The sequence below is a fragment of the Nostoc sp. DedSLP03 genome, assembly GCF_034530815.1.
GTDB lineage: Bacteria > Cyanobacteriota > Cyanobacteriia > Cyanobacteriales > Nostocaceae > Nostoc.
In genome coordinates this window covers 55,606-82,412 of sequence record NZ_JAVRCK010000035.1, presented here as the reverse complement: position 1 = coordinate 82,412, position 26,807 = coordinate 55,606, and the positions used below count along the sequence as shown (strand labels likewise).

At 41.9% G+C, this 26,807-nt stretch carries 24 protein-coding genes and 2 pseudogenes; 13 read left to right on the top strand and 13 right to left on the bottom strand.

The genetic code is table 11. The features are described 5' to 3' along the window. Positions 1–739 precede the first annotated feature (739 nt). The 7 genes and pseudogenes from RM368_RS18270 (at position 740) to RM368_RS18235 (ending at position 6,636) form a co-directional block, all read left to right on the top strand. Positions 740–1,069, top strand: coding sequence for a hypothetical protein (locus RM368_RS18270; RefSeq protein ID WP_322695374.1), 330 nt, complete (start codon positions 740–742; stop codon positions 1,067–1,069). 71 nt (positions 1,070–1,140) lie between these two features. Beyond that, positions 1,141–1,689, top strand: coding sequence for a GIY-YIG nuclease family protein (locus RM368_RS18265; RefSeq protein ID WP_322695373.1), 549 nt, complete (start codon positions 1,141–1,143; stop codon positions 1,687–1,689). A 48-nt stretch (positions 1,690–1,737) separates the two neighbouring features. Next, on the top strand, positions 1,738–3,198 hold the full coding sequence (locus RM368_RS18260; RefSeq protein ID WP_322695372.1) for a protein kinase domain-containing protein: 1,461 nt from the start codon (positions 1,738–1,740) through the stop codon (positions 3,196–3,198). Positions 3,199–3,880: 682 nt separating this feature from the next. Then, positions 3,881–4,240: a Mo-dependent nitrogenase C-terminal domain-containing protein gene (locus tag RM368_RS18255; protein WP_322695371.1), complete on the top strand. Its 360-nt coding sequence runs from the start codon at positions 3,881–3,883 to the stop codon at positions 4,238–4,240. 21 nt (positions 4,241–4,261) lie between these two features. Beyond that, positions 4,262–4,535: pseudogene (locus tag RM368_RS18250) on the top strand (cupin domain-containing protein). Positions 4,536–4,908: 373 nt separating this feature from the next. Further along, complete coding sequence (locus RM368_RS18245; RefSeq protein ID WP_322695370.1) at positions 4,909–5,655, top strand: creatininase family protein; 747 nt, start codon at positions 4,909–4,911, stop codon at positions 5,653–5,655. A gap of 414 nt (positions 5,656–6,069) precedes the next feature. Then, positions 6,070–6,636: a hypothetical protein gene (locus tag RM368_RS18235; protein ID WP_322695369.1), complete on the top strand. Its 567-nt coding sequence runs from the start codon at positions 6,070–6,072 to the stop codon at positions 6,634–6,636. A 153-nt stretch (positions 6,637–6,789) separates the two neighbouring features. Here the strand turns inward: RM368_RS18235 and RM368_RS18230 are convergent, their stop codons facing one another. Continuing rightward, complete coding sequence (locus RM368_RS18230) at positions 6,790–6,924, bottom strand: hypothetical protein (RefSeq protein WP_322695368.1); 135 nt, start codon at positions 6,922–6,924, stop codon at positions 6,790–6,792. A 124-nt stretch (positions 6,925–7,048) separates the two neighbouring features. Between RM368_RS18230 and RM368_RS18225 the strand changes: the two genes are divergently transcribed. Next, entirely contained in the window at positions 7,049–7,615 is a 567-nt protein-coding gene (locus RM368_RS18225) for a hypothetical protein (protein ID WP_322695367.1), read from the top strand. A gap of 316 nt (positions 7,616–7,931) precedes the next feature. Here the strand turns inward: RM368_RS18225 and RM368_RS18220 are convergent, their stop codons facing one another. The 4 genes and pseudogenes from RM368_RS18220 to rimI all read right to left on the bottom strand — a co-directional run bounded on the left by RM368_RS18220 (position 7,932) and on the right by rimI (position 12,339). Next, positions 7,932–8,297 carry a clan AA aspartic protease gene (locus RM368_RS18220; RefSeq protein WP_322695366.1) on the bottom strand — a complete coding sequence of 122 codons (366 nt, stop codon included), beginning with the start codon at positions 8,295–8,297 and terminating at the stop codon, positions 7,932–7,934. Continuing rightward, a pseudogene (locus RM368_RS18215) lies at positions 8,294–8,567 on the bottom strand (hypothetical protein). Before RM368_RS18215 ends, RM368_RS18220 begins: the two are co-directional and overlap by 4 nt. 165 nt (positions 8,568–8,732) lie before the next feature. Then, positions 8,733–11,201, bottom strand: coding sequence for an ATP-dependent Clp protease ATP-binding subunit (locus RM368_RS18210; protein ID WP_322695365.1), 2,469 nt, complete (start codon positions 11,199–11,201; stop codon positions 8,733–8,735). Between the two features lie 586 nt (positions 11,202–11,787). Then, a complete protein-coding gene (gene rimI / locus RM368_RS18205) occupies positions 11,788–12,339 on the bottom strand; it encodes a ribosomal protein S18-alanine N-acetyltransferase (RefSeq protein ID WP_322695364.1) in 552 nt (183 codons plus the stop codon). Positions 12,340–12,431: 92 nt separating this feature from the next. On the opposite strand from rimI, the gene lysA reads away from it, so the two are divergent. The 3 genes from lysA to RM368_RS18190 all read left to right on the top strand — a co-directional run bounded on the left by lysA (position 12,432) and on the right by RM368_RS18190 (position 15,663). Beyond that, entirely contained in the window at positions 12,432–13,829 is a 1,398-nt protein-coding gene (gene lysA, locus RM368_RS18200; RefSeq protein WP_322695363.1) for a diaminopimelate decarboxylase, read from the top strand. A 164-nt stretch (positions 13,830–13,993) separates the two neighbouring features. After that, complete coding sequence (gene cdaA / locus RM368_RS18195) at positions 13,994–14,917, top strand: diadenylate cyclase CdaA (RefSeq protein ID WP_322695362.1); 924 nt, start codon at positions 13,994–13,996, stop codon at positions 14,915–14,917. Continuing rightward, positions 14,914–15,663 (top strand): isoprenyl transferase, encoded by a 750-nt coding sequence (locus RM368_RS18190; protein ID WP_322695361.1) that lies wholly within the window; start codon positions 14,914–14,916, stop codon positions 15,661–15,663. The genes cdaA and RM368_RS18190 overlap by 4 nt, the downstream gene beginning before the upstream one ends. Before the next feature lie 172 nt (positions 15,664–15,835). Here RM368_RS18190 and RM368_RS18185 read toward each other — a convergent pair whose 3' ends face one another. Together RM368_RS18185 and RM368_RS18180 are read right to left on the bottom strand one after the other, a co-directional pair. Further along, positions 15,836–16,852: a potassium channel family protein gene (locus tag RM368_RS18185; RefSeq protein ID WP_322695360.1), complete on the bottom strand. Its 1,017-nt coding sequence runs from the start codon at positions 16,850–16,852 to the stop codon at positions 15,836–15,838. Positions 16,853–16,984: 132 nt separating this feature from the next. Beyond that, positions 16,985–17,164 (bottom strand): hypothetical protein, encoded by a 180-nt coding sequence (locus RM368_RS18180; protein ID WP_322695359.1) that lies wholly within the window; start codon positions 17,162–17,164, stop codon positions 16,985–16,987. A 125-nt stretch (positions 17,165–17,289) separates the two neighbouring features. On the opposite strand from RM368_RS18180, the gene RM368_RS18175 reads away from it, so the two are divergent. Together RM368_RS18175 and RM368_RS18170 are read left to right on the top strand one after the other, a co-directional pair. Next, entirely contained in the window at positions 17,290–17,691 is a 402-nt protein-coding gene (locus tag RM368_RS18175; RefSeq protein ID WP_322695358.1) for a hypothetical protein, read from the top strand. Between the two features lie 170 nt (positions 17,692–17,861). Beyond that, a complete protein-coding gene (locus tag RM368_RS18170; RefSeq protein WP_322695357.1) occupies positions 17,862–19,142 on the top strand; it encodes an aspartate aminotransferase family protein in 1,281 nt (426 codons plus the stop codon). Between the two features lie 281 nt (positions 19,143–19,423). Here the strand turns inward: RM368_RS18170 and RM368_RS18165 are convergent, their stop codons facing one another. The 6 genes from RM368_RS18165 to pgmB all read right to left on the bottom strand — a co-directional run bounded on the left by RM368_RS18165 (position 19,424) and on the right by pgmB (position 26,674). Next, positions 19,424–20,029 (bottom strand): DUF4129 domain-containing protein, encoded by a 606-nt coding sequence (locus RM368_RS18165; protein ID WP_322695356.1) that lies wholly within the window; start codon positions 20,027–20,029, stop codon positions 19,424–19,426. A 145-nt stretch (positions 20,030–20,174) separates the two neighbouring features. Then, positions 20,175–20,663 (bottom strand): DUF2243 domain-containing protein, encoded by a 489-nt coding sequence (locus RM368_RS18160; RefSeq protein WP_322695355.1) that lies wholly within the window; start codon positions 20,661–20,663, stop codon positions 20,175–20,177. Positions 20,664–20,760: 97 nt separating this feature from the next. Beyond that, complete coding sequence (locus RM368_RS18155; protein ID WP_322695354.1) at positions 20,761–21,153, bottom strand: pentapeptide repeat-containing protein; 393 nt, start codon at positions 21,151–21,153, stop codon at positions 20,761–20,763. Between the two features lie 196 nt (positions 21,154–21,349). Next, positions 21,350–21,787 carry an Rrf2 family transcriptional regulator gene (locus RM368_RS18150; RefSeq protein WP_322695353.1) on the bottom strand — a complete coding sequence of 146 codons (438 nt, stop codon included), beginning with the start codon at positions 21,785–21,787 and terminating at the stop codon, positions 21,350–21,352. Between the two features lie 308 nt (positions 21,788–22,095). Then, positions 22,096–23,445 (bottom strand): ATP-binding protein, encoded by a 1,350-nt coding sequence (locus RM368_RS18145; protein ID WP_322695352.1) that lies wholly within the window; start codon positions 23,443–23,445, stop codon positions 22,096–22,098. A 250-nt stretch (positions 23,446–23,695) separates the two neighbouring features. Further along, entirely contained in the window at positions 23,696–26,674 is a 2,979-nt protein-coding gene (gene pgmB / locus RM368_RS18140) for a beta-phosphoglucomutase (protein ID WP_322695351.1), read from the bottom strand. Positions 26,675–26,807 lie beyond the last annotated feature (133 nt).

Here is a 26,807-nt window from a genome sequence, read left to right as displayed (position 1 = left end):
ATAATTCTAACTTTAAGCCCCAAGCTCATCCCGCCTGGGGCTTTTTGTTTCTCATCAAAATCCTAAAGTTTTAACTGTGCCACTATTTATCCCTCTTCTGTCACTCTCCGAGATAAGCAAGTAGTTCAGGAGTAAAATCATCCAGAAGCAAAAAAGGGTTTAAATTGGTTCATGGCACAACTTAGATGATTCAATATTCATCTACGAGCGTAATTGTTGGATGGGCATCTCTTGCCAGATGTTTCAGGATTTGTAATTCTACATCCATTGCCCTACTTACCTGAATAGAGTTTTTTCTTCTAATATCTTTTATTTAGAATACCCGGAAAGTGACAGAAGAGGGTTATAGCAAATGAAGGGATAGTTAGTGGGACTTAGACAAAAATTAAGCCCAAATAAAACCAAAGAATTTTTCTTTCAAGCACCTTCTAAAATCCCCTTGACAACTGGCTCACAACCTTAACTTGTGACCAATGATATACAGGTTGATTGAAATGAGGTATTTTCCCAAGACTTGACTAGATTGCTAAACTTCATGATTCTTAACGATACCAGCTTTATCGTATAGCTGACAGAAGTCCCATAATCCAATAGGCTGATCTTAAAGTGGTTATTTTTAACCAAGTTTATCTGCACAAGAAGATAGGCTTCGTTGCACATTACATTTGGATGACTGTGTAACATGTTGCTTATGCTCTATCATCACTTAGTCGTTAATAACTAATTATTAATACAGAAAATGGCCCTTAAAATTGTTCAGAACTTTGATGGAAGTTTTACTCTTGAAGCACAAGCTCAAGAAACTTTATTCAATTTATTAACAAGCGTTGCTTTCTTGAATCAAATTTGCCAACAGTTGGAGTGTGAGCAACTTAATTTTACAAAATTACTTTTCCAACCAGTTCCTTATAGCTTAACTACTACTAAAGGAATGCCAGCAGAATTTGAAAAATATCATGAATCTGATGAGTATGTCATCATTAATGTGCCAGCAAATTTCATGTTCAGTGCTAAGATTTTTAAACCCAGCCGCCTTTGTGCAATTTACCAAAAATTAAGTAATGAATAATTTTAAAGATAATTTTTTCTAATTCGCAATTTTCAATCCTGAAGGCAAATAGTAAGTTTAATATTTAATGTATGGCTTCTGAAACAAATCTTTCTTCTTTGGCAAGTCTGGAATATACACCTTATATAGACGATCGCGGCCAATTACCCGAACAATTTCAAGGTAAAATCGGAGTATATGCGATCTTTGACCAAGAAAAAGTGCTGCAATTTGTAGGATACTCTCGTGATGTTTACCTCAGCCTTAAACAGCATTTAGTTCGTCAGCCACAGCAATGCTATTGGGTGAAAGTTCAAACTATTGAACGTCCTAGTCGCACAATTTTAGAAAATACTGAAAATGCTTGGATTGCTGAAAATGGCAGTGTACCTTGGGGTAATGGGGATCAAAAGGAAAAATGGACTCATCCCATTGATGTCAAAGTTGTAATGACACCTGAAGAACAGGCGAAATATGAAAATCCAGCTAATGATGAATTAGCACAAATAAAAGTTCTTAAAAATGTGGCACGGAGAGTAGAAGCAGAAATTTCAACGCAATTGTTAGAAGTGCGAGGTTTGCAAATGCAGATTCGCTTCAATCCTAAATTGAAAGAAGAAGGATTACTAGATTTGAAATGAAGGTAGTTTTGGGGAAAACTATCTTATGAATATCGCTTGTAATCTCCCATGACAATACAGCTGCTGAACGATCGCTATCAAGTTATCCGCACACTGGGTGCTGGTGGGTTTGGTGAAACTTATCTAGCTGAAGACACCTATATGCCTTCAAAGCGCCATTGTGTGGTTAAACAGCTAAGACCGATTCACAACAATCCCCAAATTTATCAGTTAGTACAAGAGAGGTTTCAACGCGAAGCAGCTATTTTAGAAGAACTCGGTGGCACAAATGACCAAATTCCGGCATTATATGCTTACTTCTCTTCAGGTGGACAATTTTACTTAGTTCAAGAATGGGTTGAAGGGGATACTTTAACCGCAAAAGTCCAGAAGCAGGGGCTATTTAGTGAAGGCGCTGTCCAGGAATTGTTTATGAATTTATTACCCGTCCTGGATTACGTTCACTCTAAGCATATCGTTCACCGCGATATTAAGCCAGATAATATTATTGTGCGTCATCGGGATGCTAAACCAGTGCTGATTGATTTTGGTGCTGTGCGGGAGTCAATGGGAACAGTGGTGAATTCTCAAGGTAATCTTACCAGTTCCATTGTGATTGGTACACCTGGCTATATGCCGAGCGAACAAGCCGCAGGTAGACCAGTTTATTCTAGTGATTTATACAGTTTAGGAATGACGGTAATTTATTTGTTGACTGGTAAACAGGCGCAACAACTAGAAACCGATTCTCAAACGGGTGAAATTGTCTGGCGGCAATATGCCAGTCATGTTAGCCCAATTATGACAAGAGTAATCGAGCGGGCGATCGCTTATCATCCACGCGATCGCTATCCCACAGCTAGAGCAATGCTGGATTCTTTGCAGAGCATAGCAAATCCAATTCCACCAACGCAACCCCTGTTAACTCAACCAACTGTAGTCTCTGCACCGCCACCTCAGACAGCATCTGTCAAACCACAGCCTAGCCCTCAAAGTAGTCATAGTCAGAATAATATTCTCATAGGCAGTTTGATTGCAGGTGGGTTAATTGGTGCATCTGTGATTATTAGTCAAGTGTTATCCAAATCTTCTCAATCTACAGCAGACAAAACGGTATTACCTTCAGAAACACCGTCAAATATTACAAGTCCAGTGATAGAAACTCCCACATTGACACCAACGACCCCATCTGTTCCAACTCAATCATCTTCCTCAACTACATCAATACCACCTGTTGATAGCACAACTCTCAACAATTATTTCTGGCTTTCTCAAAGACTTGTAACTGATGCAGATTTGGATGGTAAAAGCGGTTTTGAACTCGATATTATGCGAAATTCGATTTTTGCCAGTCATGGTCGCCGTTTTGAGAATATTGAATTGCAAAATTACTTTAATAACCAACTTTGGTATCGTCCTATATATTCACCAAAGACATTTCCAGTTAAATTGCTGACAAAATTAGAGCAACAGAATGTAGAATATATCAACAAATATCAGGTTAATACCGGGTTAAGATATTTTAAATAATTAAGTTTTTCATCATCAGGGAGTGAGGACTGAGGAGAATAGCCAATACTTTTCTACAAAGGCTGTGCTAACGGCTAAATCTCACTGTGAGTAGTTGGACAAAGTGGATTATAAAAACTGGAGAATTATTCAGTACAAGCGGTTCCATGCTTGTATAATTAACTACATTAATTTTGACTTATCAATCGATTTATCATTACTTATTAGATAATATTTAGGTTAGCTGGTGTAGCATATCAGACAAAATGAAAGATATTCAATACCCTAAAATCGAAAGATATTAGGGGCTAATCCTACCGAAATGTATGTGGGGTCAGAACAAAACTGTGTTTGTGTGCCATAAACTACATCTTTAGATACTAGTCAGTTTCCGAACCAGGCATTTATATTTAATATATAAAATTGCTATTTTTCAGATTAGAAATCCATAAGTTAAAGAAATGCCATTTTTATATTTTCTTTGTTATTTTGTATTTAACGGGACAGTTCTTCATGATTTGGTGGGCTTAAATAACAATTAGTTAAACCATTTCTCTTCCCAAAGATGCATGTAAATTGTTTGCATTATGCTTACTTTGCTTCTTAATCTACAAGCAGAGTGCAAATTGACTAAACATATTACATGGCAAGATTTTCAATCGGCAAATAGTTCATATTCACAAGGAAAACCTTGCCTAAAACTATGCTTAAAACACAGAATCAACGTATTTTTCTGCCTGCTTTCATTAAACCTTTAGAAGAAAAAAATCAAACAGCTAGTAAAAAGCAATTTGTTCAACCAAAATTAGATTTACTGCAACCATTACGTCAATGGCTTGACAAAATTGAGATTCAGAATCAGAAATTAGCTAAATTTATTGCTAAACTAATTCCCGCCCAGTGTCCATTCGAGCGTGATGTCATGCTTTTTGGTCGCAAAATAGGACACATTCCGCCAATGTGCAAACTGAATCCGCTTTATAACGAACTTGTCTACTTGCGTTTTCGCGCTTTGTGTTATTTAGTAGATCAGTGTGGAGAGGATATTCAATCTTACTGCTGAATATAACGAGAAATAACTAATATGGAAATAAAAATTGAGCAGCAACTTAAGACTTGAATATCTCAATGAATTAGGTGTATTGAAATGGTAAATTTGGAAAAAGGAAGTTTCCAAATTCCCTTGGACTTATGATTCTCAAGAAACTTGCTATTTTTTGGAAGGTGACGTACTTGTTACTCCCGATCGGGAAGAACCAGTGCAAATGGGTAAAGGCGATTTAGTGATTTTTCCCGCTGGTATGTCCTGTACATGGGAAATTACAAGTAACGTAAAAAAGCATTATTACTTCGAGTAGTAAAAAATCAAAATTGAGCGACTTTTTTCTTGATTATCCAGAAAAGCAAGATTTCATAAATCAATTTTGATTTATATTATGGAAGTTTACCGACGAGTATCGTAGTATAAAATGGCAGAATCGGCAAATTGTTTATATATATCTCTGTCAAAACTCGTTGCGACTCCATTATCTAAAAAATATTCGTAGAAATAGATCGTCTAATTCTCTCCAAATTTGGCAGAAAACAAAGATCCCCGATTTCACAAAAGTTGTCGGGGATTTTGTGCGATCGCCAGCAGAGAAAATCCAGAGAGTTCATAATCGTATTAGTGGGAGTTTAGCAGCAAAATGTTTGATCCCACCGCAATTTTATTGAGGAAAATCATTAACAATGTTACTGCATTTAAGTACTTGGCAAGAAGTCGAAGCTTATTTACAGCAGTCAAAGGGGATTATTTTTCCTATTGGTTCCACAGAACAACACGGCCCAACGGGGTTAATTGGTACTGATGCTATTTGTGCAGAAGCGATCGCTCATGGTGTGGGTGATGCAACTCAAGCGATCGTGGGGCCTACAATCAATGTGGGGATGGCACTACATCATACTGCCTTTCCTGGCTCAATTAGTCTGCGTCCCAGCACTTTAATTCAAGTAGTGCGAGATTATGTAACTTGTTTAGCCAAAGCTGGTTTTAGCAAATTCTACTTTATTAACGGACACGGCGGTAATATTGCTACCCTGAAAGCGGCTTTTTCAGAAACTTACGCTCATTTAGAAGATTTGCAGATTGCCAATGCTCAACAGGTGCAATGTCAAGTGGCAAACTGGTTTATGTGCGGTTCTGTATATAAGCTAGCTAAAGAATTATATGGGGATCGAGAAGGTTCTCATGCAACGCCAAGTGAAGTAGCTCTCACCCAGTACGTTTATCCAGAGGCGATTAAGCAAGCACCCCTTTCACCAGAAGTTGCAAGCGGACATCGGATTTATAGCGCTGCTGACTTTCGAGTGCGTTATCCAGATGGACGTATGGGATCGAATCCGGCTTTAGCAACGCCAGAACATGGTAAGCAATTTTATGATTTGGCAGTTAAAGAACTTAGCAATGGATATTTGGAATTTGTGAACGCAGAATAAAAACTCATGAAAAGACATTGTAGAGATGCGAGTAAAATCGTGTCTCTGCATCAAATATTTTGAGAATGATTATTAGACAAGTCACCAGCTTTGCCACTACTATAAGCGTGAGATTCTCCTTCTGCGAAGATTTCGACAATTTATCCTTTGAGTAGTTCAACTTTGCGATCGCTCAAAATGCCAGCATCAATCATGCGGTGATATTCGTCATTCGTGCACTTAGCAACTATCACACTCATAACGATTGATTCCTCCCAATAATTCTTAATATTTTTCCATTTTAAAGGCACTTCAGGTGTAATTCAGAATAAGTCGATTGATTGAAGATAAAGATATCCCAGAAAGCATGTGATAATACTGATACACAGGCTGAGGTAACAGCTTGGTAACTATAAAATAGTCGAGTATGCAATTATGTTAAGAGAAATTTCGTTGGTGTTGGCGCAGTCCGCCGTAGGCATCGCTACTTTTGTTATTCCCTTGACTAGCTACACCCATAGTCAAGTAACTGCTACCACCACTAATTATCAAATTTCTCAGAATCCTAACAATCAATCAACAGGAATAACTATTGAACGTCTAGGAATAGGTGGCGTAAAACTTTCTATGTCCGAAGCACAAGTCAGAAAAATTTTAGGTAAACCTATAAAAGTAGAAAATGGCTTTATAGCTGCTATTGGTAAAGTTCGTACTCTAAAATACGCAGGGATCACAGTTGATTTAGATGAAGGTGCTAAACCAGGTAATTTTACCGTTTATCAAATCAAAGCAACTCGTTCTAAATATTCCACCATAGATGGAGTAAAAGTAGGCGACAAACAATCAAAAGTGATTAAAACCTATGGAAAAACTGAAATTTCCCAAAATGGTAAAGTTACTAATTTAAATTATATAGTTGAAAAACCCAGCCCTGGAGGTTTAAATTTTACTGTTGAAAAAGGTAAAATAACAGAAATTTTCTGTTTTTACGTGATAAATTAAGCAATTTTTACAAGAGAATGCTTTGCAATATCCAGGTCAATAGCAACGGCTTCTATTTGTTTTATAGAGTTATCTTGACCTCTGTATTTGAGCAACGTAGTAAATTGACCAATTTCTAAACTTGGTTTGCTGATGCGTATTTGCACTAATTACCTATAAAAGGCGATCGCTCAAAATGCCAGCCTTAATCATGCGGTGATATTCGTCAATCGTCCACTTAGCAATTATCACACTCATGACGATTGATTCCTCCCAATAATTCTTAATATTTTTCCATTTTAAAGGCACTTCAGGTGTAATTCAGAATAAGTCGATTGATTGAAGATAAAGATATCCCAGAAAGCATGTGATAATACTGATACACAGGCTGAGGTAACAGCTTGGTAACTATAAAATAGTCGAGTATGCAATTATGTTAAGAGAAATTTCGTTGGTGTTGGCGCAGTCCGCCGTAGGCATCGCTACTTTTGTTATTCCCTTGACTAGCTACACCCATAGTCAAGTAACTGCTACCACCACTAATTATCAAATTTCTCAGAATCCTAACAATCAATCAACAGGAATAACTATTGAACGTCTAGGAATAGGTGGCGTAAAACTTTCTATGTCCGAAGCACAAGTCAGAAAAATTTTAGGTAAACCTATAAAAGTAGAAAATGGCTTTATAGCTGCTATTGGTAAAGTTCGTACTCTAAAATACGCAGGGATCACAGTTGATTTAGATGAAGGTGCTAAACCAGGTAATTTTACCGTTTATCAAATCAAAGCAACTCGTTCTAAATATTCCACCATAGATGGAGTAAAAGTAGGCGACAAACAATCAAAAGTGATTAAAACCTATGGAAAAACTGAAATTTCCCAAAATGGTAAAGTTACTAATTTAAATTATATAGTTGAAAAACCCAGCCCTGGAGGGTTAAATTTTACTGTTGAAAAAGGCAAAATAACAGAAATTTTCTGTTTTTACGTAATGACTTAAGCAATTTTTACAAGAGAAAAGCAATGCAATGTAAACCTCCTCACTTGATCTGGAGACATCCCACAATTCAGTTTAGGGGAAACCTCTTCAACCCAACCTATCCTATCACTTATTCCGCATAGCGAAGTGTTAAGTAGCCTCTGTTGAAAAAATAAAAACCTATGCTGCTTGAGTAGGCCAAACAAATAGGTTTTGCTTTGCAATATCCAGGTCAATAGCAACGGCTTCTATTTGTTTTCTAGAGTTATCTTGACCTCTGTATTTGAGCAACGTAGTAAATTGCTGTTGATAGAAAATCGATATATCCAGAAAGCAACTACAATTCATCAATTGTTACTAAACCGCCCTCGATAAACTGTATAACAAGTTCATACCCATCAAGTAAAGCAGTTCCTAATAGAGGTAGCCGTTCTGTAGCAAGTACATTTACTACCTGTTCTTTTCCATTCCAAATAATGGTAGCTTGATGTACTGGCAAGATTACATTACTATTGTCAGCTAAATTTGCATATATATCGTACACAAAAGGAAAACTCAATAGAGTAACTGCTGCTGGGGGTAAGGAAAGAAACTCTGTAAAACCTGTATTGATAACAAATTCAATAGTAAAGTTTGGTTGATTGGGCAATCGAAATATGATATTAACGGTTGCATGTCCGTTCTTGACAATACCAGAAATCACCGATAATCGCGCTCCATGTCACCACTGAAGGAAACAGCGAACTTTATAACCAATGCGAATACCAAAAAGTCGAGCAAATGGGTGCTTATTACGTAAATATCGTGCCGATTCTAAGCCCGTTTTATCAATTGCGTATTCACCTGTTTCTATATCGATAATCACCATTTTACCGATGTTTTCTTCCCGTTCCACTTGTTGACGAATGCTATTTTCGTATAGTTCTTTCGCACGTCGTCCAACTTCTTCGCGGCTTAAAAGTATGGCTTGCACGTCCTTGCTCCTTTGTTCATGTTGTATCCTAATTCTACTACCAAGCTATAATACAAGGCGGTTTAGTGAACGATATACTAACGCAGACCGAAAAAAACGGTAGAGCAATAAATACTCTACCGTTTTCTAATTTTTATTTGAGATTTAAATCCCAAACCCTAAATCTTACTCAACACCTTGGGGTAACAATTCCCGGCGCTGTTGAGAACTAACTTGCACAACGCCATTTTCATCCACATCAACTAAGGCTGTATCGCCATCCTTAATGCGGCCAGACAGAATTTCTTCTGCTAGGCTATCTTCTAACAGGCGCATAATTGCCCGACGTAATGGCCTTGCGCCGTAACTGGGACTGTAACCTTCTTGGATCAACCGATCCTTAAAGCGATCGCTAACTTCTAAGGTGATACCCTTTTCAGTGAGACGACCAAATACTTCCTTGAGCATAATTTCGGCGATTTGGGTCACTTCTGGCTTGCTCAACTGACGGAAGACGATAATTTCATCGAGTCGGTTGAGGAACTCTGGACGGAAGTACTGCTTGAGTTCTTCGTTCACCAAAGAGCGAATCCGGTTGTAAGCTGACTCGGTGACATCTTCGGCAAATTCAAACCCGATACCGCTACCGCCTTTTTCAATTACCTTAGAACCAATATTGGAAGTTAAAATCAGCAAGGTGTTCTTGAAGTCCACCGTGCGACCTTTAGCATCAGTTAACCGACCATCTTCCAAAATTTGCAGCAGCATGTTGAATACATCGGGGTGGGCTTTTTCGATTTCGTCGAACAACACCACGGTGTAAGGACGCCGCCGCACGGCTTCGGTCAGCTGACCACCTTCGTTATAACCAACATAACCTGGAGGCGAACCAATCAGCTTGCTGACGGTGTGACGCTCCATGTATTCCGACATATCTAAGCGGATCATCGCTTCTTCGGAACCGAAGAAGTAAGCAGCTAAGGACTTCGCCAACTCGGTTTTACCTACACCAGTAGGCCCAGAGAAGACAAAGCTAGCTATGGGTCGGTTGGGATTCTTCAAACCGACACGAGCGCGACGAATTGCCCGTGAAACTGCTTTCACAGCTTCGTCTTGACCAATTAAACGCTGATGCAAGGTGTCTTCCATGTGCAGCAGCTTTTCAGATTCAGATTCGGTGAGTTTGTTCACCGGTACCCCAGTCCAAGAAGCGACAATGTGAGCAATGTCTTCTTCTGTAACTACAGGTTCTTCATGTTCAGAGCCAGTTGCATTGGTCTTGCTTTGAGCGATCGCCCGAATTTCGGCTTTGATTTCCATTTCGCGATCGCGCAGTTCCCCAGCTTTGTCAAAGTCTTGAGAGCGCACCGCGTCATCTTTTTCTTTTAATATCTGACGCAGTTCTTTGTCTAACTCTTTGGCTGCGGGTGGCAATTGGGAGTTAATCAAGCGCACTCTAGAACCAGCTTCATCAACCAAGTCGATGGCTTTATCTGGGAGGTAGCGATCGCTAATGTAACGGTCTGATAATTTCGCCGCCGCTACCAATGCTTCGTCGGAGATTTTCAGTTTGTGGTGTTGCTCGTAGCGTTCGCGCAAACCATATAAAATTTCAATTGTTTCATCAACTGTAGGTTCGCCAACCATTACTGGTTGGAAACGTCGCTCTAGGGCTGCATCTCGCTCGATGTGCTTCCGGTATTCATCTAGGGTTGTAGCGCCGATGCACTGCAACTCACCTCTAGCCAAAGCTGGCTTGAGGATATTTGCTGCGTCAATCGCACCTTCTGCTGCACCCGCACCAATTAAGGTGTGTACCTCATCAATCACGAGAATGACATTACCCGCCGAGCGGATTTCATCCATGATTTTTTTCAAGCGTTCTTCAAATTCACCCCGGTACTTGGTTCCTGCTACGAGCAAACCAATATCTAAGGTGACGACGCGTTTATCTTCAAGGATGTCAGGGACATCTTTAGTGGCAATGCGTGAAGCTAAACCTTCTGCGATTGCAGTCTTACCAACCCCTGGTTCCCCAATCAGCACTGGGTTATTTTTGGTTCGGCGACCCAATATCTGGATCACTCGCTCAATTTCCTTGGCGCGTCCTACCACCGGATCGAGCTTATTGTCAATCGCCATTTGGGTCAGGTTTGAACCAAATTCATCCAGAGTAGGAGTTTTTGTGCGCCCGGATGAACCGCCTGGTGAAACTTCGGCAGTTTCTCCCAACATCCGAATGACTTGGGTTCTTACCTTAGATAGATCCACACCGAGGTTTTCTAGCACCCTGGCTGCGACGCCTTCCCCTTCGCGGATTAGGCCCAACAGCAGATGCTCGGTGCCAATGTAGTTATGCCCCAGTTGGCGTGCTTCTTCCAAGGAAAGTTCTAAAACTCGCTTCGCCCGTGGCGTAAACGGAATTTCCACGGCAACAAAGCCCGATCCCCGTCCTATAATTTTTTCAACTTCAATTCGGGCATCTTTGAGATTGACGCCCATTGATTTCAGCACCTTAGCAGCCACTCCAGTGCCTTCGCCAATCAGACCCAGGAGGATCTGCTCGGTTCCGACAAAGTTGTGACCTAAACGGCGGGCCTCTTCTTGGGCCAGCATGATTACCTTAATGGCTTTTTCTGTGAAGCGCTCAAACATGGCTTTATCCCATCATCTGCGGTCGTGCCGGTATGCTGATTTTAGCACAGGCAAAGCTTTTGGATGCCTGTATAACAGATTATAGACATCCTGAACCTATGACTTGGGTTGATGGGCTAATTGTTAACTATTGACTACTTTTATCTTGCTAGTGTACTGAGGAGCTTTAGTTTACCAGCGTTTTTGGGATTTCTTATAAATAGTTGACTGTTCAGATTAAGGGTTTTTGACTCAATCCCAAACATTTATATTTAACATATATATTTTTTCATATCAAGCAAAAATAATTAATATATAATTTCTTTATAGAATTGACTTTTTTAATAAAATATTTAAATAAAAATAGGTGCGGCAAAGTTACATTTTTTTGCTGAAGCCGATCGCAAGCCCTAATAATCCAAAATTACTCATACCCAACTAAATAGATAGGCAGAAATAAAGCTAACTATATAACAAAATGTAAAACCTTCAAAACCCATGTAATTGCTTCACTTTTCTTTGCTCCGTACCCTTCTCTACGAGAGGCTGCGCCAACGGGAACGCCAGGGGCGAACGCAATAATATAGTTATAAATCTTCTCGCGGACTTACTTAAAAAGCAAGTGCCAAGAGGATTTTTCGAGGCGATCGCTGACAATGGAATACCATTGGTCTAAAGTTGCTTGAAATTTCGGGTGTTGTAAATCTGGAAGCCAAAGGATTAAAGCGTCCTCATCGTTATCTTGGTAGTAACGCCGCCGCCGCCCAGCTGTTTTGAAGCCAAATTTTTGATATAAAGATATAGCCCCCAGGTTGGAAGCTCGCACTTCGAGGGTAGCTCGCTCCATTTTGCGATCGCAAGCTGTCTTAATGAGTGAATATAATAAAGCCGCGCCCATTCCTTGACGCTGATATTCGGGATGAACTGCCAAAATTGTAATATGGGCTTCCTCTAAAATTGACCAAAAGCAACCCATCCCCAGTAGTCTCGAATTATAGACAGGAGAGAATAAACCCAGTAAATCGCTGTTGGGACTATCCAATTCTCGTTTGTAGCCGTCCAGAGTCCAAAGTCCGCCAAAACAGGCTCGATCGAGTTCCAGAATAGCACTGAGATTTTCTAATGTCAGTAATTTAATTTCTAAGTCTAATGAAATCACATTTATTGAATAACGTTACAAACCCTTTGTACACTGGGAATCGGGAGACGAACTCAAAGCCCGTAATTTGAACAAGGAAAACTTTTATAGTTATGGTATCGACTCACCCCACTGGGGTTCAACATTCTGGAAGTCAATATTTACCTCAAAGGCACGACACCAGTGCAAATCCATCGCCTAATCAAGAACTTTTACCCTTGACTGCCAGAGTTCATCATCGTGACCTCTTGGAAATTGGTGGGTGTGATGTCACAACCCTAGTTGAGCAGTTTGGTTCACCTTTATATATTTTAGATGAAGAAACCCTGCGTTCGGCTTGTCAGCAATACCGAGATGCTTTCAAGCAATACTACAAGGGTGAATCTCAAGTATTGTACGCCTCAAAAGCTTGGAATTGTTTAGCAGTTTGTGCGATCGCCGCTTCTGAGGGTCTGGGTATCGATGTAGTTTCTGGCGGCGAACTTTACACCGCCTTGCAAGCGGGTGTTAGTCCCGATAAAATTTATCTTCACGGAAATAATAAATCTCGTGAAGAATTAATTCTAGCGATCGAGTCTGGTGTTACCGTTGTGGCGGATAACTGGTATGAGTTGCATACCCTTGTGGAAATCGCCCAACCCGATCGGTCAATCCGCATCATGCTACGCCTAACTCCCGGTATTGAGTGCCACACTCACGAATATATTCGCACGGGACACTTAGATAGTAAATTTGGCTTTGATCCCAACGATTTAGATGAAGTTTTTACCTTTGTCAGTCAACAACCTGCCCTGAATTGCGTAGGAGTACACGCTCATATTGGTTCTCAAATTTTTGAGCGCCAACCGCATCAAGATTTGGCGGCTGTTATGGTTCAGTGGCTGCGGGATGCCGGGAAGTATGGTTTAAATATTACAGAGTTAAATGTTGGTGGCGGTTTAGGGATTAAATATATAGAATCAGACGATCCCCCCAGCATTGAAGAGTGGGTGAAGGCGATTTGTGAAGTAATTCAAGCAGCTTGTGCAGCCGAAAATCTTCCTTTGCCAAAATTACTTAGCGAGCCGGGGCGATCGCTAATTGCCACAGCTTGCGTCACTGCTTATACTATTGGTTCATCCAAAGTTATCCCAGAAATTCGTACCTATGTAGCGATCGATGGGGGAATGTCTGATAATCCCCGACCGATTACTTACCAATCAGTTTATCGGGCAGTAGTTGCCAATAAAATGTCTTCACCTTTAACCCAAACAGTCACAATTGCTGGTAAACATTGTGAATCAGGAGATATTCTGATTAAAAATGCTCTACTCCCAAAGACTGAACCAGGGGATATTCTCGTAGTTATGGGAACTGGTGCGTACAATTACAGTATGGCATCTAACTACAACCGCTTGCCTCGACCGGCAGCAGTCGTAGTGGCAAATGGCGAAGCAAATTTAATTTTGCAACGTGAAACTTATGAAGATTTAATTCGACAAGATCGCCTACCAGAAAGACTAAAGAAATAGTCATTTGTCCTTGGTCATTAGTCATTGGTCATTTGCAAATGACCGAGGACAAATGACAAAGCGCAAAGTCTGAGCGCCGGCTTCCGGCGATCAGAACTTTGTAAGAGAGGACAAATAACAAATGACCAACTGTAAATTAGAGGCAAAAGTTTAATCCAGATGTCATGAGAGATTGGTGGAAGCAATGGCTGACAAACCTGGGGTGGTCACAGTCCTTGCTACTTGGGACTCTGGATATTGTGTTAGTGCTGGCGCTGACGTACATGATACTAGTTATTATTAGTGAGCGCCGGACACTATGGATGGTGCGAGGATTCATTATCTTAATGCTAGCCTCAGCACTCAGTGGCAGATTCGGACTACCTCTGCTAAGTTTTGTACTAGAAAAGTTGGTGATTGGTTGTGCTGTGGCGATGGCAGTTGCTCTACAGTCAGAGTTCCGGCGGTTTTTGGAGCAATTGGGGCGTGGCGAATTCCGCCAGCTGTTTCAACCCGACCGTCTGGCAATCCCCAAATCTGATAGCGTAATTGATGAAATTGTTGAGGCTGTTAAAGAATTGTCAAAAAACCGCATTGGAGCTTTACTAATTGTGGAAACCACAGGGCCAATTGATGAGCGAGATTTTTCTGTGCCAGGAGTAAAGCTAAATGCGGAAGTTTCTAAAGAACTAATTCAGACAATTTTTCAGCCGAAAACTTTGTTACACGATGGAGCAACATTGATTCGTGGCTCACGGATCGTGTCATCAGGTATAATTTTACCACTTTCGGGACGCACAGCCTCGCGCCAGCTGGGAACACGCCACCGGGCAGCAATGGGAATTACTGAGCGGGTCGAAAATTGCATTTGTGTTGTTGTCTCTGAAGAAACGGGTTCTATTTCCTTAGCGGAACGGGGAACCCTAAATAGACCGCTGACGATTAGGAAACTGAAAGAGTCATTAGAGGCTGTTTTGTCCCCAACCGTGGATAGGGAAGCAGTTGCTCCTGGTCTGTTGAGTTTTGTTCGTCGGATAGGTGGGAAGACACTAGCACTAGTTTCACGTTTACTCAGATTACCATCGACCGCTTCTCGAGATAAAAAATGACACTACAACAAACTAAACTGCAAGATTTACCTACCGATTTAAAACGAGAATTATTGCCGCAGCATGTTGCGGTGATTATGGATGGTAATGGTCGATGGGCTAAACGTCAGGGTCTACCCCGAATTATGGGTCATAAGCGAGGAGTAGATGCTCTCAAGGATTTACTTCGCTGTTGTCAGGATTGGGGAATTCAGGCGTTGACAGCTTATGCTTTTTCAACGGAAAACTGGAAAAGACCGCAGGAAGAAGTAGATTTTTTGATGACTCTGTTTCAAAGAGTTTTGCGTCAAGAACTGCGGGAAATGGTCGAAGAAAATGTTCAAATTAAATTTGTAGGGAATTTGCAAGACCTACCACGATCGCTTCAACAAGAAATTTCCCGTTCAATGGAAGAAACTAAGAATAATCGTGGTATCCGGTTTTCCGTGGCAACTAATTATGGTGGACGGCAAGAAATTTTACAAGCTTGTCAGGCGATCGCAAAGCAAGTTCAGCAAGGTATGCTACAACCCGATGAAATTAATGAACAGGTGTTTGAGAGCCACTTATACACAGCCGGAATTACTGACCCAGATTTGTTAATTCGCACCAGTGGAGAAATCCGCCTCTCAAATTTTCTTCTCTGGCAAATGGCTTATGGAGAAATTTATATTACCGATGCTCTCTGGCCCGATTTTGACCGTGCCGAATTTCATCGTGCCTTGTGTGCCTACCAGCAAAGGGAGCGGCGATTTGGGAAAGTCTAAATCTGTTTACGTAATTAGACTAAGTAGGTCGGCGTAAAATTTGTCGTTGGCATTAGGCAGGAGGAAAAAGGGTTTTAGTCTAGTTTATCTTTCTTCACATTTTTGGTTTTATTGTGCCAACTTACTTATACAAACAATACCTAAATTAGTATAAAAAAGTAATTAAATAAAATCAAATATTTTTCGGTCGTCGCAATTTCTTAGAATTCATTGGGCCGAGAATTTGATTTAGGCTACGCAATTGCTCTGCTGTACCCATACCAATTAGCCGATCTCCCGGCATTAAAATCGTATCGCCAGTGGGGCCACCGATTAAAGTTCCATCAATGCGGTGAATTGCCAGAACCAATGCCCCAGATTGCGATCGCAATCTTGCCTTTTGCAAACTTTGACCCACAACAGGACAAAAAGCCGGGTCGAGTAAAAATTCTTCCATATACAACTGGCGGTCTGCACCAGTCAAAATCCCATCTACAAAGTCCAATACTTGGGGTCTGAGAGCCGCAGCAGCCATGCGCTTCCCACCAGTAATATAGGGGGATATCACTTCATCTGCACCACCGCGTCGTAACTTCTGCAAAGCTTCTTCTGTACTTGCCCGTGCGATCACCCGAATTCCTGAATTCAGCGTTTTTGCTGATAATACTATGTATAAATTTTCAGCATCAGAAGGAAGGGCTGCAACAATACACATCGCCCGTTCAATACCAACTTTTAGGAGTGTGTCATCTAATGTAGCGTCACCTTGGTATGCTGTATAACCTTCAGCTTGCGCCCTTTGGATTGATTCCGTCTCCGAATCAATTACTACAAAAGCTACACCTTCTGTCCGAAATTCCTTGGCAATTTGCCGACCAGTCCGGCTAAATCCACAAATGATGTAGTGTTCTGTTAAGGATTCCATTAACCGCCTCTGTTGCTGTAACCGAATTCCTTGTTGAAAGTACCCTTGAATAATCGCTTCTGTAAATCTGTTGACAATGTAACCGATATTGACTACACCCAACAAAATCAGGGCAATTGTAAATAATCGTCCTCGGCTACCGAGTGGGTGCGTCTCTCCGTATCCCACAGTGGCTAAGGTAATAACTGTCATGTAAGCTGCATCTTCCCATGACCAGCCCTCCACTAACCAGTACCACAAAGTGCCAATCAAGAAAACACCACCAAGAGCGATCGCCCCAGCCATCAACTCTTTTTGGATACGTTGATATTTTTGCTCAAGTGTTGAGAATGAGGTAAAAATAGTACTTTTAGCCTACTTTTTCTAGTTTTCTACTAACTTTAAAGTTATCTATACTAATAGTCCAATAACTCAGGACTACTTACCTTTTTTCTTATCTAGTGCTTCTTGGATAGCGCGTCTACAGAATTCTGGAGGGTCTTCTTGTGCTTTCACCTCTTCCTTCATTTCCTTAGTAACCCGAAAGTTCAGTTGTTCGGTTAGTTCTTTACTTGGTTGATTTCCAAAATTTTCAGGTTTACCTTTAGGGTTAGGCATTGTTGAGAGATGTGAAAAACGCTGGAATCGATGTTAACAACGAAATAAAGTTTAAATCGGTAGCTATCATCCCTGGAAAAGTTGTTACCTACCGATACCACTTTTACAAGAGGTAACTCTATTTTATGTTCGCGCGTTCCGAGTTAGAAATCAAAACCATCCCAGAATTACGTGACTTATGCCGTCGATACGGTGTTAAGCCTACAGGGAGTGCGGCATACAAAGTCAGCTACCTTACTTCTCTGATGGCATTCCCTCAGCTAGTACTTGGGCAGGTAAGAGAAGGAAGGGAATTAAAATCTCCTGGACTTAGCGCCATTCAATTTTTTGAAGGGGTGATAGATGAAATGAATTCACCCACAGATGAGCAAGCAGCACTCATCAAAATAACCTTGGAAGGTAGGAGAATGGCTTACCCCGATAGGTTTGACCAAGAGAACCTGCTGAATTTGCACAAAGCTACTCAGTCAATCGCGATCGAGATAGATCCCCGACTTTTTAAAGAAGTCGGGGATCTATGGCTTTAAATTGCTCAAGTGTTGAGTACAAAGTTTTTTCACTACCACCAGGCCTTTGAGGTCATATAAACGTTAGTTTAAGAAGAAGTACGAGTTGTGCTAAATAAAAAGTATTTTTTAGGGATTTCTAGGAAACTAGTAAATAACTATATAATGAAAAACTTTCAGGAGGAGCGGTAGTGAGCCTACAAACTCTCGTTGACCAAGCCACCATCCCCCCAGATTCAGGGTCAGCATCTAGTCCCTTTGATACAGATAGCTTTAATGAAGCTGTCATGTCTACCTACGCTCGGTTTCCCTTAGCCCTAGAACGGGGTGCGGGATGCCGGGTTTGGGATACGCAGGGGCGGGAATATTTGGACTTTGTAGCGGGAATTGCTACTTGTACTTTAGGACATGCCCACCCAGCGATGGTAGAAGCGGTAACACGCCAAATCCAAAAGCTGCACCATGTCTCTAATTTGTATTACATTCCTGAGCAAGGTGAATTGGCAAAATGGCTTGTCGATCGTTCCTGTGCCGATCGCGTATTTTTCTGCAACTCTGGTGCTGAAGCTAACGAAGCCGCAATTAAACTGGCGCGGAAATACGCCCACACAGTATTAGACATTGAAAAACCGATTATTTTAACCGCCAATGCCAGTTTCCACGGGCGGACTTTGGCAACGATTACCGCCACTGCACAACCGAAGTATCAAAAGTACTTTGATCCTTTGGTTCCTGGGTTCCACTACGTAAATTACAACGATATTAACGCTGTGGAAGTGGCGATTAGCGAGTTGGATGAAGGCGATTATCGGGTAGCAGCAATTCTGATCGAACCATTGCAGGGAGAAGGCGGTGTACGTCCAGGAGATGTTGCCTATTTCAAAAAGCTCCGGCAAATTTGCGATGAAACTGGCGTTTTGTTGATTTTCGACGAAGTGCAAGTTGGTATGGGACGTAGCGGCAAATTATGGGCTTACGAACATCTCGGCGTTGAACCGGATATTTTCACCAGTGCCAAAGGCTTAGGTGGAGGTGTCCCCATCGGTGCAATGATGAGCAAGAAATTCTGCGATGTTTTTCAACCAGGGGAACACGCTAGCACCTTTGGCGGAAATCCTTTTGTGTGTGGTGTAGCACTCAGTGTTTGCCAGACATTGGAACGGGAAAATATTTTGCAGAATGTCCAAGACAGGGGCGAACAGTTGCGATCTGGATTGAAGGCGATCGCCGCAAAATATCCTCAGCAAATTGGCGAAGTTCGGGGTTGGGGTTTAATCAACGGTTTGGAGTTGCGAGCCAACATCGAGATAACCGCAGCCGATGTCGTCAATGCTGCTATCAAGGAGGGTGTATTGCTGGTACCAGCCGGGCCAAAAGTAGTCCGGTTTGTGCCACCGTTAATTGTTACAGAGGCGGAAGTCAATACTGCCTTGCAAGCTGTGGACAAGGCGATCGCAATTCTCGCCAAATAAAACAGGAGTCAGAATACAGGAGTCAGAATACAGAATTCAGAATTCAGAATTGGTGAATACTCTACCTATAAAGAAATAGAGTTTTAAAGCGAGAATATTTTAATTTTTTCCGCCCACTATTCCACTCGCTTTTAACCAATATTCGTCAACCACTCGTACAGAATTCATACTGAATTCTGACGCCTTGGCAAAGCGTCTCCGGCTTTGCTCCTGAGTTCTGAATTCTTCATATAAAATATTCTTTGTTTTGTGTAGAGACGTTGCATTGTAACGTCTCTTTTTCATTCTGGGGAAATTTCTCGATAAGCTTGCCGACACTGCTCATAATTGTCTGGCAAAATCTCAGCATTACTAAAACATAATTGCTCGTGAGTAGTAATTAAAGTTTCATAAGGCTGTATGGAAGTCACAGACGATCGCAGCAATTGCAAATATTCTCCATCAGTACGGCTGAGTTTGTGGGGTGCGATCGCATTTTTATCCAACTGCTGCAACATCGCTAAATAAACACAACGGCAAGCCTCACGGTAGTTACCTTGACGATAAAATTCTTGCGATCGCTCCAACAAAAGGGCTATGGATGACTCATTGGAGCGAGTTTTGACGCGAAAATCAGTGAGATTGCCACTTCTATTTAGCCAAGAATATATATAGGGACTGAATTCTCGCCATAATCGCCAACCTACCCACGTTACAAATAATCCCAGTACCAGCCAAAACAAGAATTTCAGCAATTCACTAAGCCTTGGGCTAATTGACCATCCAGTAGGCAATTCTGGTAAAGCCCGTTCAAAGCGGTAAAACTGGTATTCCCACCATTCACCCGCTTGTTGTTGGAATTGAGACAAATGCCAATTCCAGCTAGTTTTTTCAAAAGTATCTGTCATAGGAGGGAGCAGGGAAGCAGGGGAGAAATCAATTCAAAATTCAAAATTCAAAACTTGTACTGAGCTTGTCGAAGTATTCAAAATTCAAACATTTTAGAACTTCTGCCTCCTCTGCCTCTTCTGTCCCATACCCAATGACTAATGACTAATGACTAATGACACTTGACTCTTTTTTTATCATTAGCCAGCCGATGAGAACAAGTAGCGCACCGAATGCCAGAAATCCTAGATCCCAAGCTAACTCATTTGGGCCTGGTTTAACATGATGAACACCCAGAATTTGATGGTCAATTAAACCTTCAACTAAGTCGAACAATCCACTACCAATCAGTATCGATCCAATAAAGGTCTGTGATGACCAAGGAACATCATCACGTCTTCCAGCACGCCATAGTAACACAAGTCCAGTCGCGGTGAATACCCAATCCAAGGTATGAAATAATCCATCCCACACCATGTTCAAATCTATATTCGCCCTATTTGTCAGAGGCCTGATGTTACTGAGCATGTGATGCCACTGGAGGATTTGATGCAGTAAAATTCCATCAATAAACCCTCCAAGACCCACACCAAGAAAAATGCCAGCAGTGATTAGTGGTGCGCGTCGGTTGAGGGTTTCATTTTTCGCCTCCATTGTCAACCTCATAGATAGGCTTTTCTCTCAAAATACAACTCTTTTGAGAGAAATATCTTCTATCTTGAGGCAAGTACGATCGTTTAACTTAAATTAATCAATCTTCAAATTTAATCTGCATACCCGCTTTCATCGGGTCGAAATCTTGGGGAAAATGGGTGTTGCGATCGCAATCTGCTTTTTCCAAGTTCGCTCCTTTAAGAACGGCTTGGCGGAGATTCGCTGACATCAATAATGCTCCCCTAAGATCGGCATCCTTCAGATTAGCTTGACTCAAATCGGCAAAGCTCAAATCAGTTCCCCTCAAATTAGCGTTACTCAGGTTAGCTTCACTCAAGTCAGCATAACTTAGGTCAGATCCTTTCAAGTTAACGCCTTGCAAATCAGCATTACCCAGTTCTGCTTTACTAAAGTTCCGTTTTCCTGCTGCATAACTCTCCACAAGAGTAGCAGCACTATTTATCGGCTGTTGAAAATTGACTTCAGGCATATAACAGCGTCACAGATTGCTCGTTCTTACTTTCATCTTGCCCTTTTAATTACGAACTAGTACTGAGCGTAGCCGAAGTATTACGAACTAGTACTGAGCGTAGCCGAAGTATTACGAACTAGTACTGAGCGTAGCCGAAGTATTACGAACTAGTACTGAGCGTAGCCGAAGTATTACGAACTAGTAATTTTACTTTCTAAATGTAATACATTAGTTCCTTCTGTTGTCGGATCGATCTTCGTTCACAAAGGTCTTGAAGTGTATATTTTGCTAAAACAGAGTTAGCAGCTTGACGTGCTTCTTGCCATACTTCCTGAATTAGCTCACCTTCTACCGTGTTGGGAGCAGGTTCACAGGGAGATACAGCAATATCTGACCCTTCCATACAGCTAAAAGCATCCAACACTGTGATCTTTCCAGGATCTCGTGCTAGAACATAGCCACCTTTGGCTCCGCGTATACTCTTAATTAAACCTCCACGTCTTAACGTTGCCAGGAGTTGTTCTAAATAGCGGTTCGGGATGTCTTGCAATGCCGCTATCTCTCGAATTTGTAGGGCTTCACCGTTAGGGTAGCAGGTTGCTAACTCTAACAGGGCTAGAAGTGCATATTCTGATTTGTTAGAGATTACCACAGGCGTAATATTTTAAGCTCATATTTAAAGATACAAAGTCTTTGAGTTTGTTTCCCTAAGCTACTGCGAAGAAAAACTTTACAATCAACCTATTGTTGACCGGCTTACTCCACTTTAAAGACCTTCTTGCATACAAGCAATTACTTTTGTTTTTAAATTCGATAAATAAAAGTGATTAGACTTCTTGCAAAAATATATTTTTACACTCTTAGGGTAAAGGGTAAAGGCTAAAGGGAAAGGATTTTGAGTTTCTTTACCCTTTTCCCCTTCACCTTTACCCCGACTTTTGCAAAAAGTCTATTAGTTAGCTATACATGGAAATTTATTGAAAATGGCAGAATGACTGTAAAGGTAGTTCCCGTATCGATCGCACTTTCAACTGTAATCTCGCCGCCGTGTAAATCTACAGCCTGCTTGACAATGGACATCCCTAATCCCATTCCTGGGATATTGGCTGTATTACTAGCGCGATGGAACGGTTCAAAGATGTGTTCAATGTCAACAGCAGGAATGCCAATACCAGAGTCTTGAGTCTGAAATATAGCTTGCTCGTTGGCAGTAGTTACAGAAAACCTAACTGTACTACCAATGGGAGAGTATTTTAGACAATTTGAGAATAAATTACTCAAGATTTGGCGCAGTAGTTTCGCGTCTAAATTAGCTTCTGTGCATTGGCACTCACTGCTAAAAACGATCGCATGTTGTGAGCGATCGCTCTGTTGTAATTCTTCTAATAAATCGCGGCAAAATTCCACTAAATTTATCGGTGTTGGATTAAACTCTAACTTGCTTGTTTCATCCTGACTCACCACTAATACATCATCCAATAACTGGGTTATATGCATAACTGATTTTTGAATGCGACGCAGGTGAGTCTGTTGTCGCTGTTCGCTCCAGAGGTGGCGATAATGTTCTAGTAGTTCCGCAGAAGAGTGGATGGTAGCCAAAGGAGTGCGAAACTCATGGGAAGTGATAGTGAGCAAGCGGGATTTAAGTTCGCTAAACTCCCTTTCTTTAGCAAGCGCTTGTCGCATCGCCTCTTCTGCCCATTGCAGCTTGGCTTGGGTTCGCTTGCTTTCGCTAATGTCGCGCAATAGCCAGCGCAGACTAACTAACTCACTAGATTGATTGCGGATAGCAGCAACCTTAACCGCAGCCATAATAGGTGTTTTGTCACGCGGTCGCAGGGTTACTTCCCATTCTTGCATTTTCCAGTCTGGGAATTGAGCGCGATCGCGCAGATGATTTAGTTTCAAATGAAAAGCAATTATTTCTTTCTCAAGTACAAAAATACCTATGGATTTGCCCAACAACGAACTTTTAGAAATGTTAAGCAGAGTGGTAGCGGCTGAGTTAGCTTCCTGAATTATCCCTTTTGTATCAGTCACAAAATAAGCGTCTGGGACTTCCTCAAATAATTCTTGGTAGCGTTGATTTTCTGCTACCAAAGCCTGTTGAGTTTTGGATAATTCTTCATTCTGCTGCTTTAAATCTTCATTTACTAGTTGAAGTTCTTCCAAAGCCAGGTAAACTTCTTGAAATACTGCGGTAACGAGTTGAATATCTGCTTGTGCTTTTTGCTGTTCGTTCTGGCGTTGCAAGAGGGCGACGCGCTTACGCATGTTCTCTATCTGCAAAGCTAAATCGTCCGAATTCACGCTCTTGCTCCTAATTTCTAAAGTGGAGTTTGTTTTAAATTCCCTACTTAGACGATATTAGCTTTTGGAGTTTAGCAGTTATCAGTAATTTAAATGTAGTTTTAGGTAGTTTTAGTTCTTTGGGCTAATTAGGACTGAATACAGCAGAATTCAGGAGTAAAACATACTTTATACCTGGCTTTAAGACGAATCTTTGTCTATTTCACTTTCCTGGAAATCTGCTGTAAGTAATCAAGCAGTTCTCATTTGTTTAATGTTTTCGTTTGGAAATGTTACTCAATTGCTCTCGAAGGTCAGCCCATTTAATACCTTCTAGGCTGGGTAAAACAATATGAGCGGCTCCAACTCGCTCAACAGGGCCGAGTCCTATTGCCCACATCCCAGCAGCGAGAGCGGCTTCAACACCGGCTGCGGCATCTTCTACAACCACAGATTGCGCTGGTTCGATTCCTAGCTGCTTGGCTGCGTACAGAAAGAGGTCGGGTGCTGGCTTGGGTTCTTGTACGCTGTAACCATCAGCGATCGCATCTACTTTGTTCATAATGCCCAATCGCTCAATCACAGTCTGGGCATTTTTACTCGCTGAACCAATACCGATCTTAATACCAGCTTGCCGCAATTCATCCAACAAGGCGATCGCACCTGGTAACAAATCGCGAGATGTCATGTTTTGGATCAATTCGACATAATAGCGATTCTTGCGCTCCATCATCTCCTCGATTTGTGCTTCCGAATACGGTCTATCCCCAACAATCACCATCAGAGAAGCACGACGGGATACGCCCCGCAAAGCTTCGTTAGCTTCTCGATTAAACGGTATACCCTCTTCATCTGCTAGCTTCTGCCAAGCGAGATAGTGAAGTTCTGCTGTATCTGTTAGTACACCATCTAAATCGAAGATGAATCCTTGGATGTTGGGTTTGTCGGTCGCTTCGCTCTGGAATTGGGTATTGGGTATTGGGGATTGGGTATTGGGGATTGGATATTCGGGATTGGGGATTCCCCTTGTCCCCTTGTCCCCAGTCCCTAGTCCCCGATTTAGATCGAAGTCGTGCCATTTCCCGCGCCAGTGCAGTTTAAACTTTAAGCGCGTCCAACCAGGGGGTAGGTGGGAGTTGGCTACAGGGCCATTTTCAGATAATTGGATGCCGCCGAATCCAAAAATTACAGCTTGCCAAATCCCACCAGCACTAGCACCGTGAATTCCGTCGTTGGTGTTACCTCGGTTATCTTCAAGATCCACCATTAACGCCTGCATAAATTGTTCGTAAGCTTCAGTTGATTTGCCCAAATCGGAAGCTAAAATCGCTTGAACTGCTGGGCCAAGGGACGAACCATAAGTAATATCAGTGCGGGGTGCGTAGTAGTCCCAGTTTGTCTGCAATGCTTTTTCGTTATAGGGAAAATCTGCTGATTCCCGCATTAAATATAGGAGCATTAATACGTCTGGCTGTTTGAGTACTTGAGATTTGTTGGTTTTATCAATACCTAAGATCGGTTGCATGGAGCGATCGCGTGGTTCATAATCTGCTAAGTTAATATCTTCCAATTGGAAAAATCCCTCGCACTGCTCGATTAGTCCTGTTGATGGGTCATAGAAAAACAATATTTTGGCGACAATCTCTTGCCAGTGCGATCGCTCCTCTGGGGTCAGCTTTAGTTTCTGTTCTAGTTCGGTGGCTCGTTCGGGGAATTTATCAGCCAGCCAATCATAGACGGCGATCGCTTTCTCTAAATGCCATTGCGCCATCCGGTTTGTAAAGGCGTTGTTGTGGACTAATTCATGGTATTCATCCGCTCCGATTACTCCCTGAATTTCATACTGTGAGCGCTCAGAATTGAATTCGACTCGACTACCCCAAAAGAGTGCGGCATCTAAGATAATCTCTGCGCCGCACTTTTGCATCCAGTCATCATCACCAGTGGCTTGCCAGTAGTTCCAGACTGCGTAGGGGATATCTGCATTGATATGAATTTCGCGATCGCGGCACCAAATCCGCACGTCTTCACCATAAAAATCACTGCCGATAGACCAACGTGGTGTCACTTCATCTCCAGTATCAGCACTTTCCCAAGCAAACATTGCCCCTTTATAACTGTAATGGCCTGCCTTGCGTCTAGCTCCTGGTAAGGTGTGCCAACGGTAACTGAGTAAGTTGCGGGCGATCGCTGGTTGGGTAAACAGAAACAAAGGCTGCATAAAAATTTCTGTATCCCAAAAGACATGACCGCGATAGCCAAACCCCGAAAGGGTTTTAGCGGGAATGCTCACCCTGTCATCATCCCGTGAGGCAGCAATCAGCAGTTGAAACAGATTGTAACGAACAGCAAAAGTAGCTGTGCTATCCCCCTCAATCAGGATGTCACTTTGCTGCCAAACCTCATCCCATGCCTGTTCATTAGCTTTTAGTAATGTTGCATAATCTGGCAGCTGTGCGAGTTTTTCTCGAGCTGCTGGAACTGGTGCTTCAATCTCCCGCGAGGTAAAAACGGTCACGAGTTTTTCCACCGTTACGGTCTGCTGCGCTTTAGCCAAGAAGGTTGTACTCAAGGTAGGATAACCAGGTGCGGTATTGACTTGCAAAGATGCTTCAGTGCCTAATATTGTCAACTTAGCTGCCATACCGAGTTCAATTCGAGAGTTGCGCGTGCGGCGTTGCAACCAGATTCCTTGGTTAGTCTTGCCCTGATCTAATTCTTCCCAGTGATTGAAACCCTGATTTTCTGGATAGCCATTGATGCTAGCTTGAACTTCGATTAACCCCTCAAAATCTATTGGTGTTAAATGGCAGCGTAACCCCAACACGTGCGGATCTGCAAGACTAGCAAAGCGTTCAAAGCTGATGTCTATGGTGTTCCCACTGGGAGAGCGCCAACGCACGGCCCGAATCAGTAGTCCATGACGCAGATCGAGTTGGCGATCGTAGCTCAATATCTCACCTCGATCGAGACGGAAGCGATCGCCATTTACAATTACTATCAAGGGTAGCCAGTCAGGGCAATTTACCAGTTCGGTGTATACTACAGGCACATCATCGTAGACACCGTGAATAAAAGTAGCTGGCAATGCATGAGGATAACCTTCCTCAAAACTGCCTCTTGTTCCCAGGTATCCATTGCCGATTGTAAAGACGGTTTCTTTGGAGTGCAATTGCTCAGGGTCAAACTGGGTTTCGATTAATATCCAGTCTGTGTAGATAAAATGGCGAGAACGACCTTTTGTTTGCATAAGTTGGCGAGTGGGGAATCGGGATTTTGAGTCTTTGAGCTAGATGAATGAGTCTTTGAACTCCGTTAATGAGTATTTGAGGTGGATTAACGGAGTTCAGAGGTGGATTAACGGAGTTCAGAGGTGGATTAAC

Bases quoted from the DNA above. Each gene is read 5' to 3' on its own strand.
- RM368_RS18175 (WP_322695358.1), top strand. From the start codon at position 17,290: ATGTTCGCGCGTTCCGAGTTAGAAATCAAAACCATCCCAGAATTACGT.
- cdaA (WP_322695362.1), top strand. From the start codon at position 13,994: ATGAGAGATTGGTGGAAGCAATGGCTGACAAACCTGGGGTGGTCACAG.
- RM368_RS18265 (WP_322695373.1), top strand. From the start codon at position 1,141: ATGGCTTCTGAAACAAATCTTTCTTCTTTGGCAAGTCTGGAATATACA.
- RM368_RS18245 (WP_322695370.1), top strand. From the start codon at position 4,909: ATGTTACTGCATTTAAGTACTTGGCAAGAAGTCGAAGCTTATTTACAG.
- RM368_RS18235 (WP_322695369.1), top strand. From the start codon at position 6,070: ATGTTAAGAGAAATTTCGTTGGTGTTGGCGCAGTCCGCCGTAGGCATC.
- RM368_RS18260 (WP_322695372.1), top strand. From the start codon at position 1,738: ATGACAATACAGCTGCTGAACGATCGCTATCAAGTTATCCGCACACTG.
- RM368_RS18210 (WP_322695365.1), bottom strand. From the start codon at position 11,201: ATGTTTGAGCGCTTCACAGAAAAAGCCATTAAGGTAATCATGCTGGCC.
- pgmB (WP_322695351.1), bottom strand. From the start codon at position 26,674: ATGCAAACAAAAGGTCGTTCTCGCCATTTTATCTACACAGACTGGATA.
- RM368_RS18165 (WP_322695356.1), bottom strand. From the start codon at position 20,029: ATGACAGATACTTTTGAAAAAACTAGCTGGAATTGGCATTTGTCTCAA.
- RM368_RS18255 (WP_322695371.1), top strand. From the start codon at position 3,881: ATGCTTAAAACACAGAATCAACGTATTTTTCTGCCTGCTTTCATTAAA.
- RM368_RS18155 (WP_322695354.1), bottom strand. From the start codon at position 21,153: ATGCCTGAAGTCAATTTTCAACAGCCGATAAATAGTGCTGCTACTCTT.
- lysA (WP_322695363.1), top strand. From the start codon at position 12,432: ATGGTATCGACTCACCCCACTGGGGTTCAACATTCTGGAAGTCAATAT.
- RM368_RS18180 (WP_322695359.1), bottom strand. From the start codon at position 17,164: ATGCCTAACCCTAAAGGTAAACCTGAAAATTTTGGAAATCAACCAAGT.
- RM368_RS18160 (WP_322695355.1), bottom strand. From the start codon at position 20,663: ATGGAGGCGAAAAATGAAACCCTCAACCGACGCGCACCACTAATCACT.
- RM368_RS18190 (WP_322695361.1), top strand. From the start codon at position 14,914: ATGACACTACAACAAACTAAACTGCAAGATTTACCTACCGATTTAAAA.
- RM368_RS18225 (WP_322695367.1), top strand. From the start codon at position 7,049: ATGTTAAGAGAAATTTCGTTGGTGTTGGCGCAGTCCGCCGTAGGCATC.
- RM368_RS18270 (WP_322695374.1), top strand. From the start codon at position 740: ATGGCCCTTAAAATTGTTCAGAACTTTGATGGAAGTTTTACTCTTGAA.
- RM368_RS18185 (WP_322695360.1), bottom strand. From the start codon at position 16,852: ATGGCTGGGGCGATCGCTCTTGGTGGTGTTTTCTTGATTGGCACTTTG.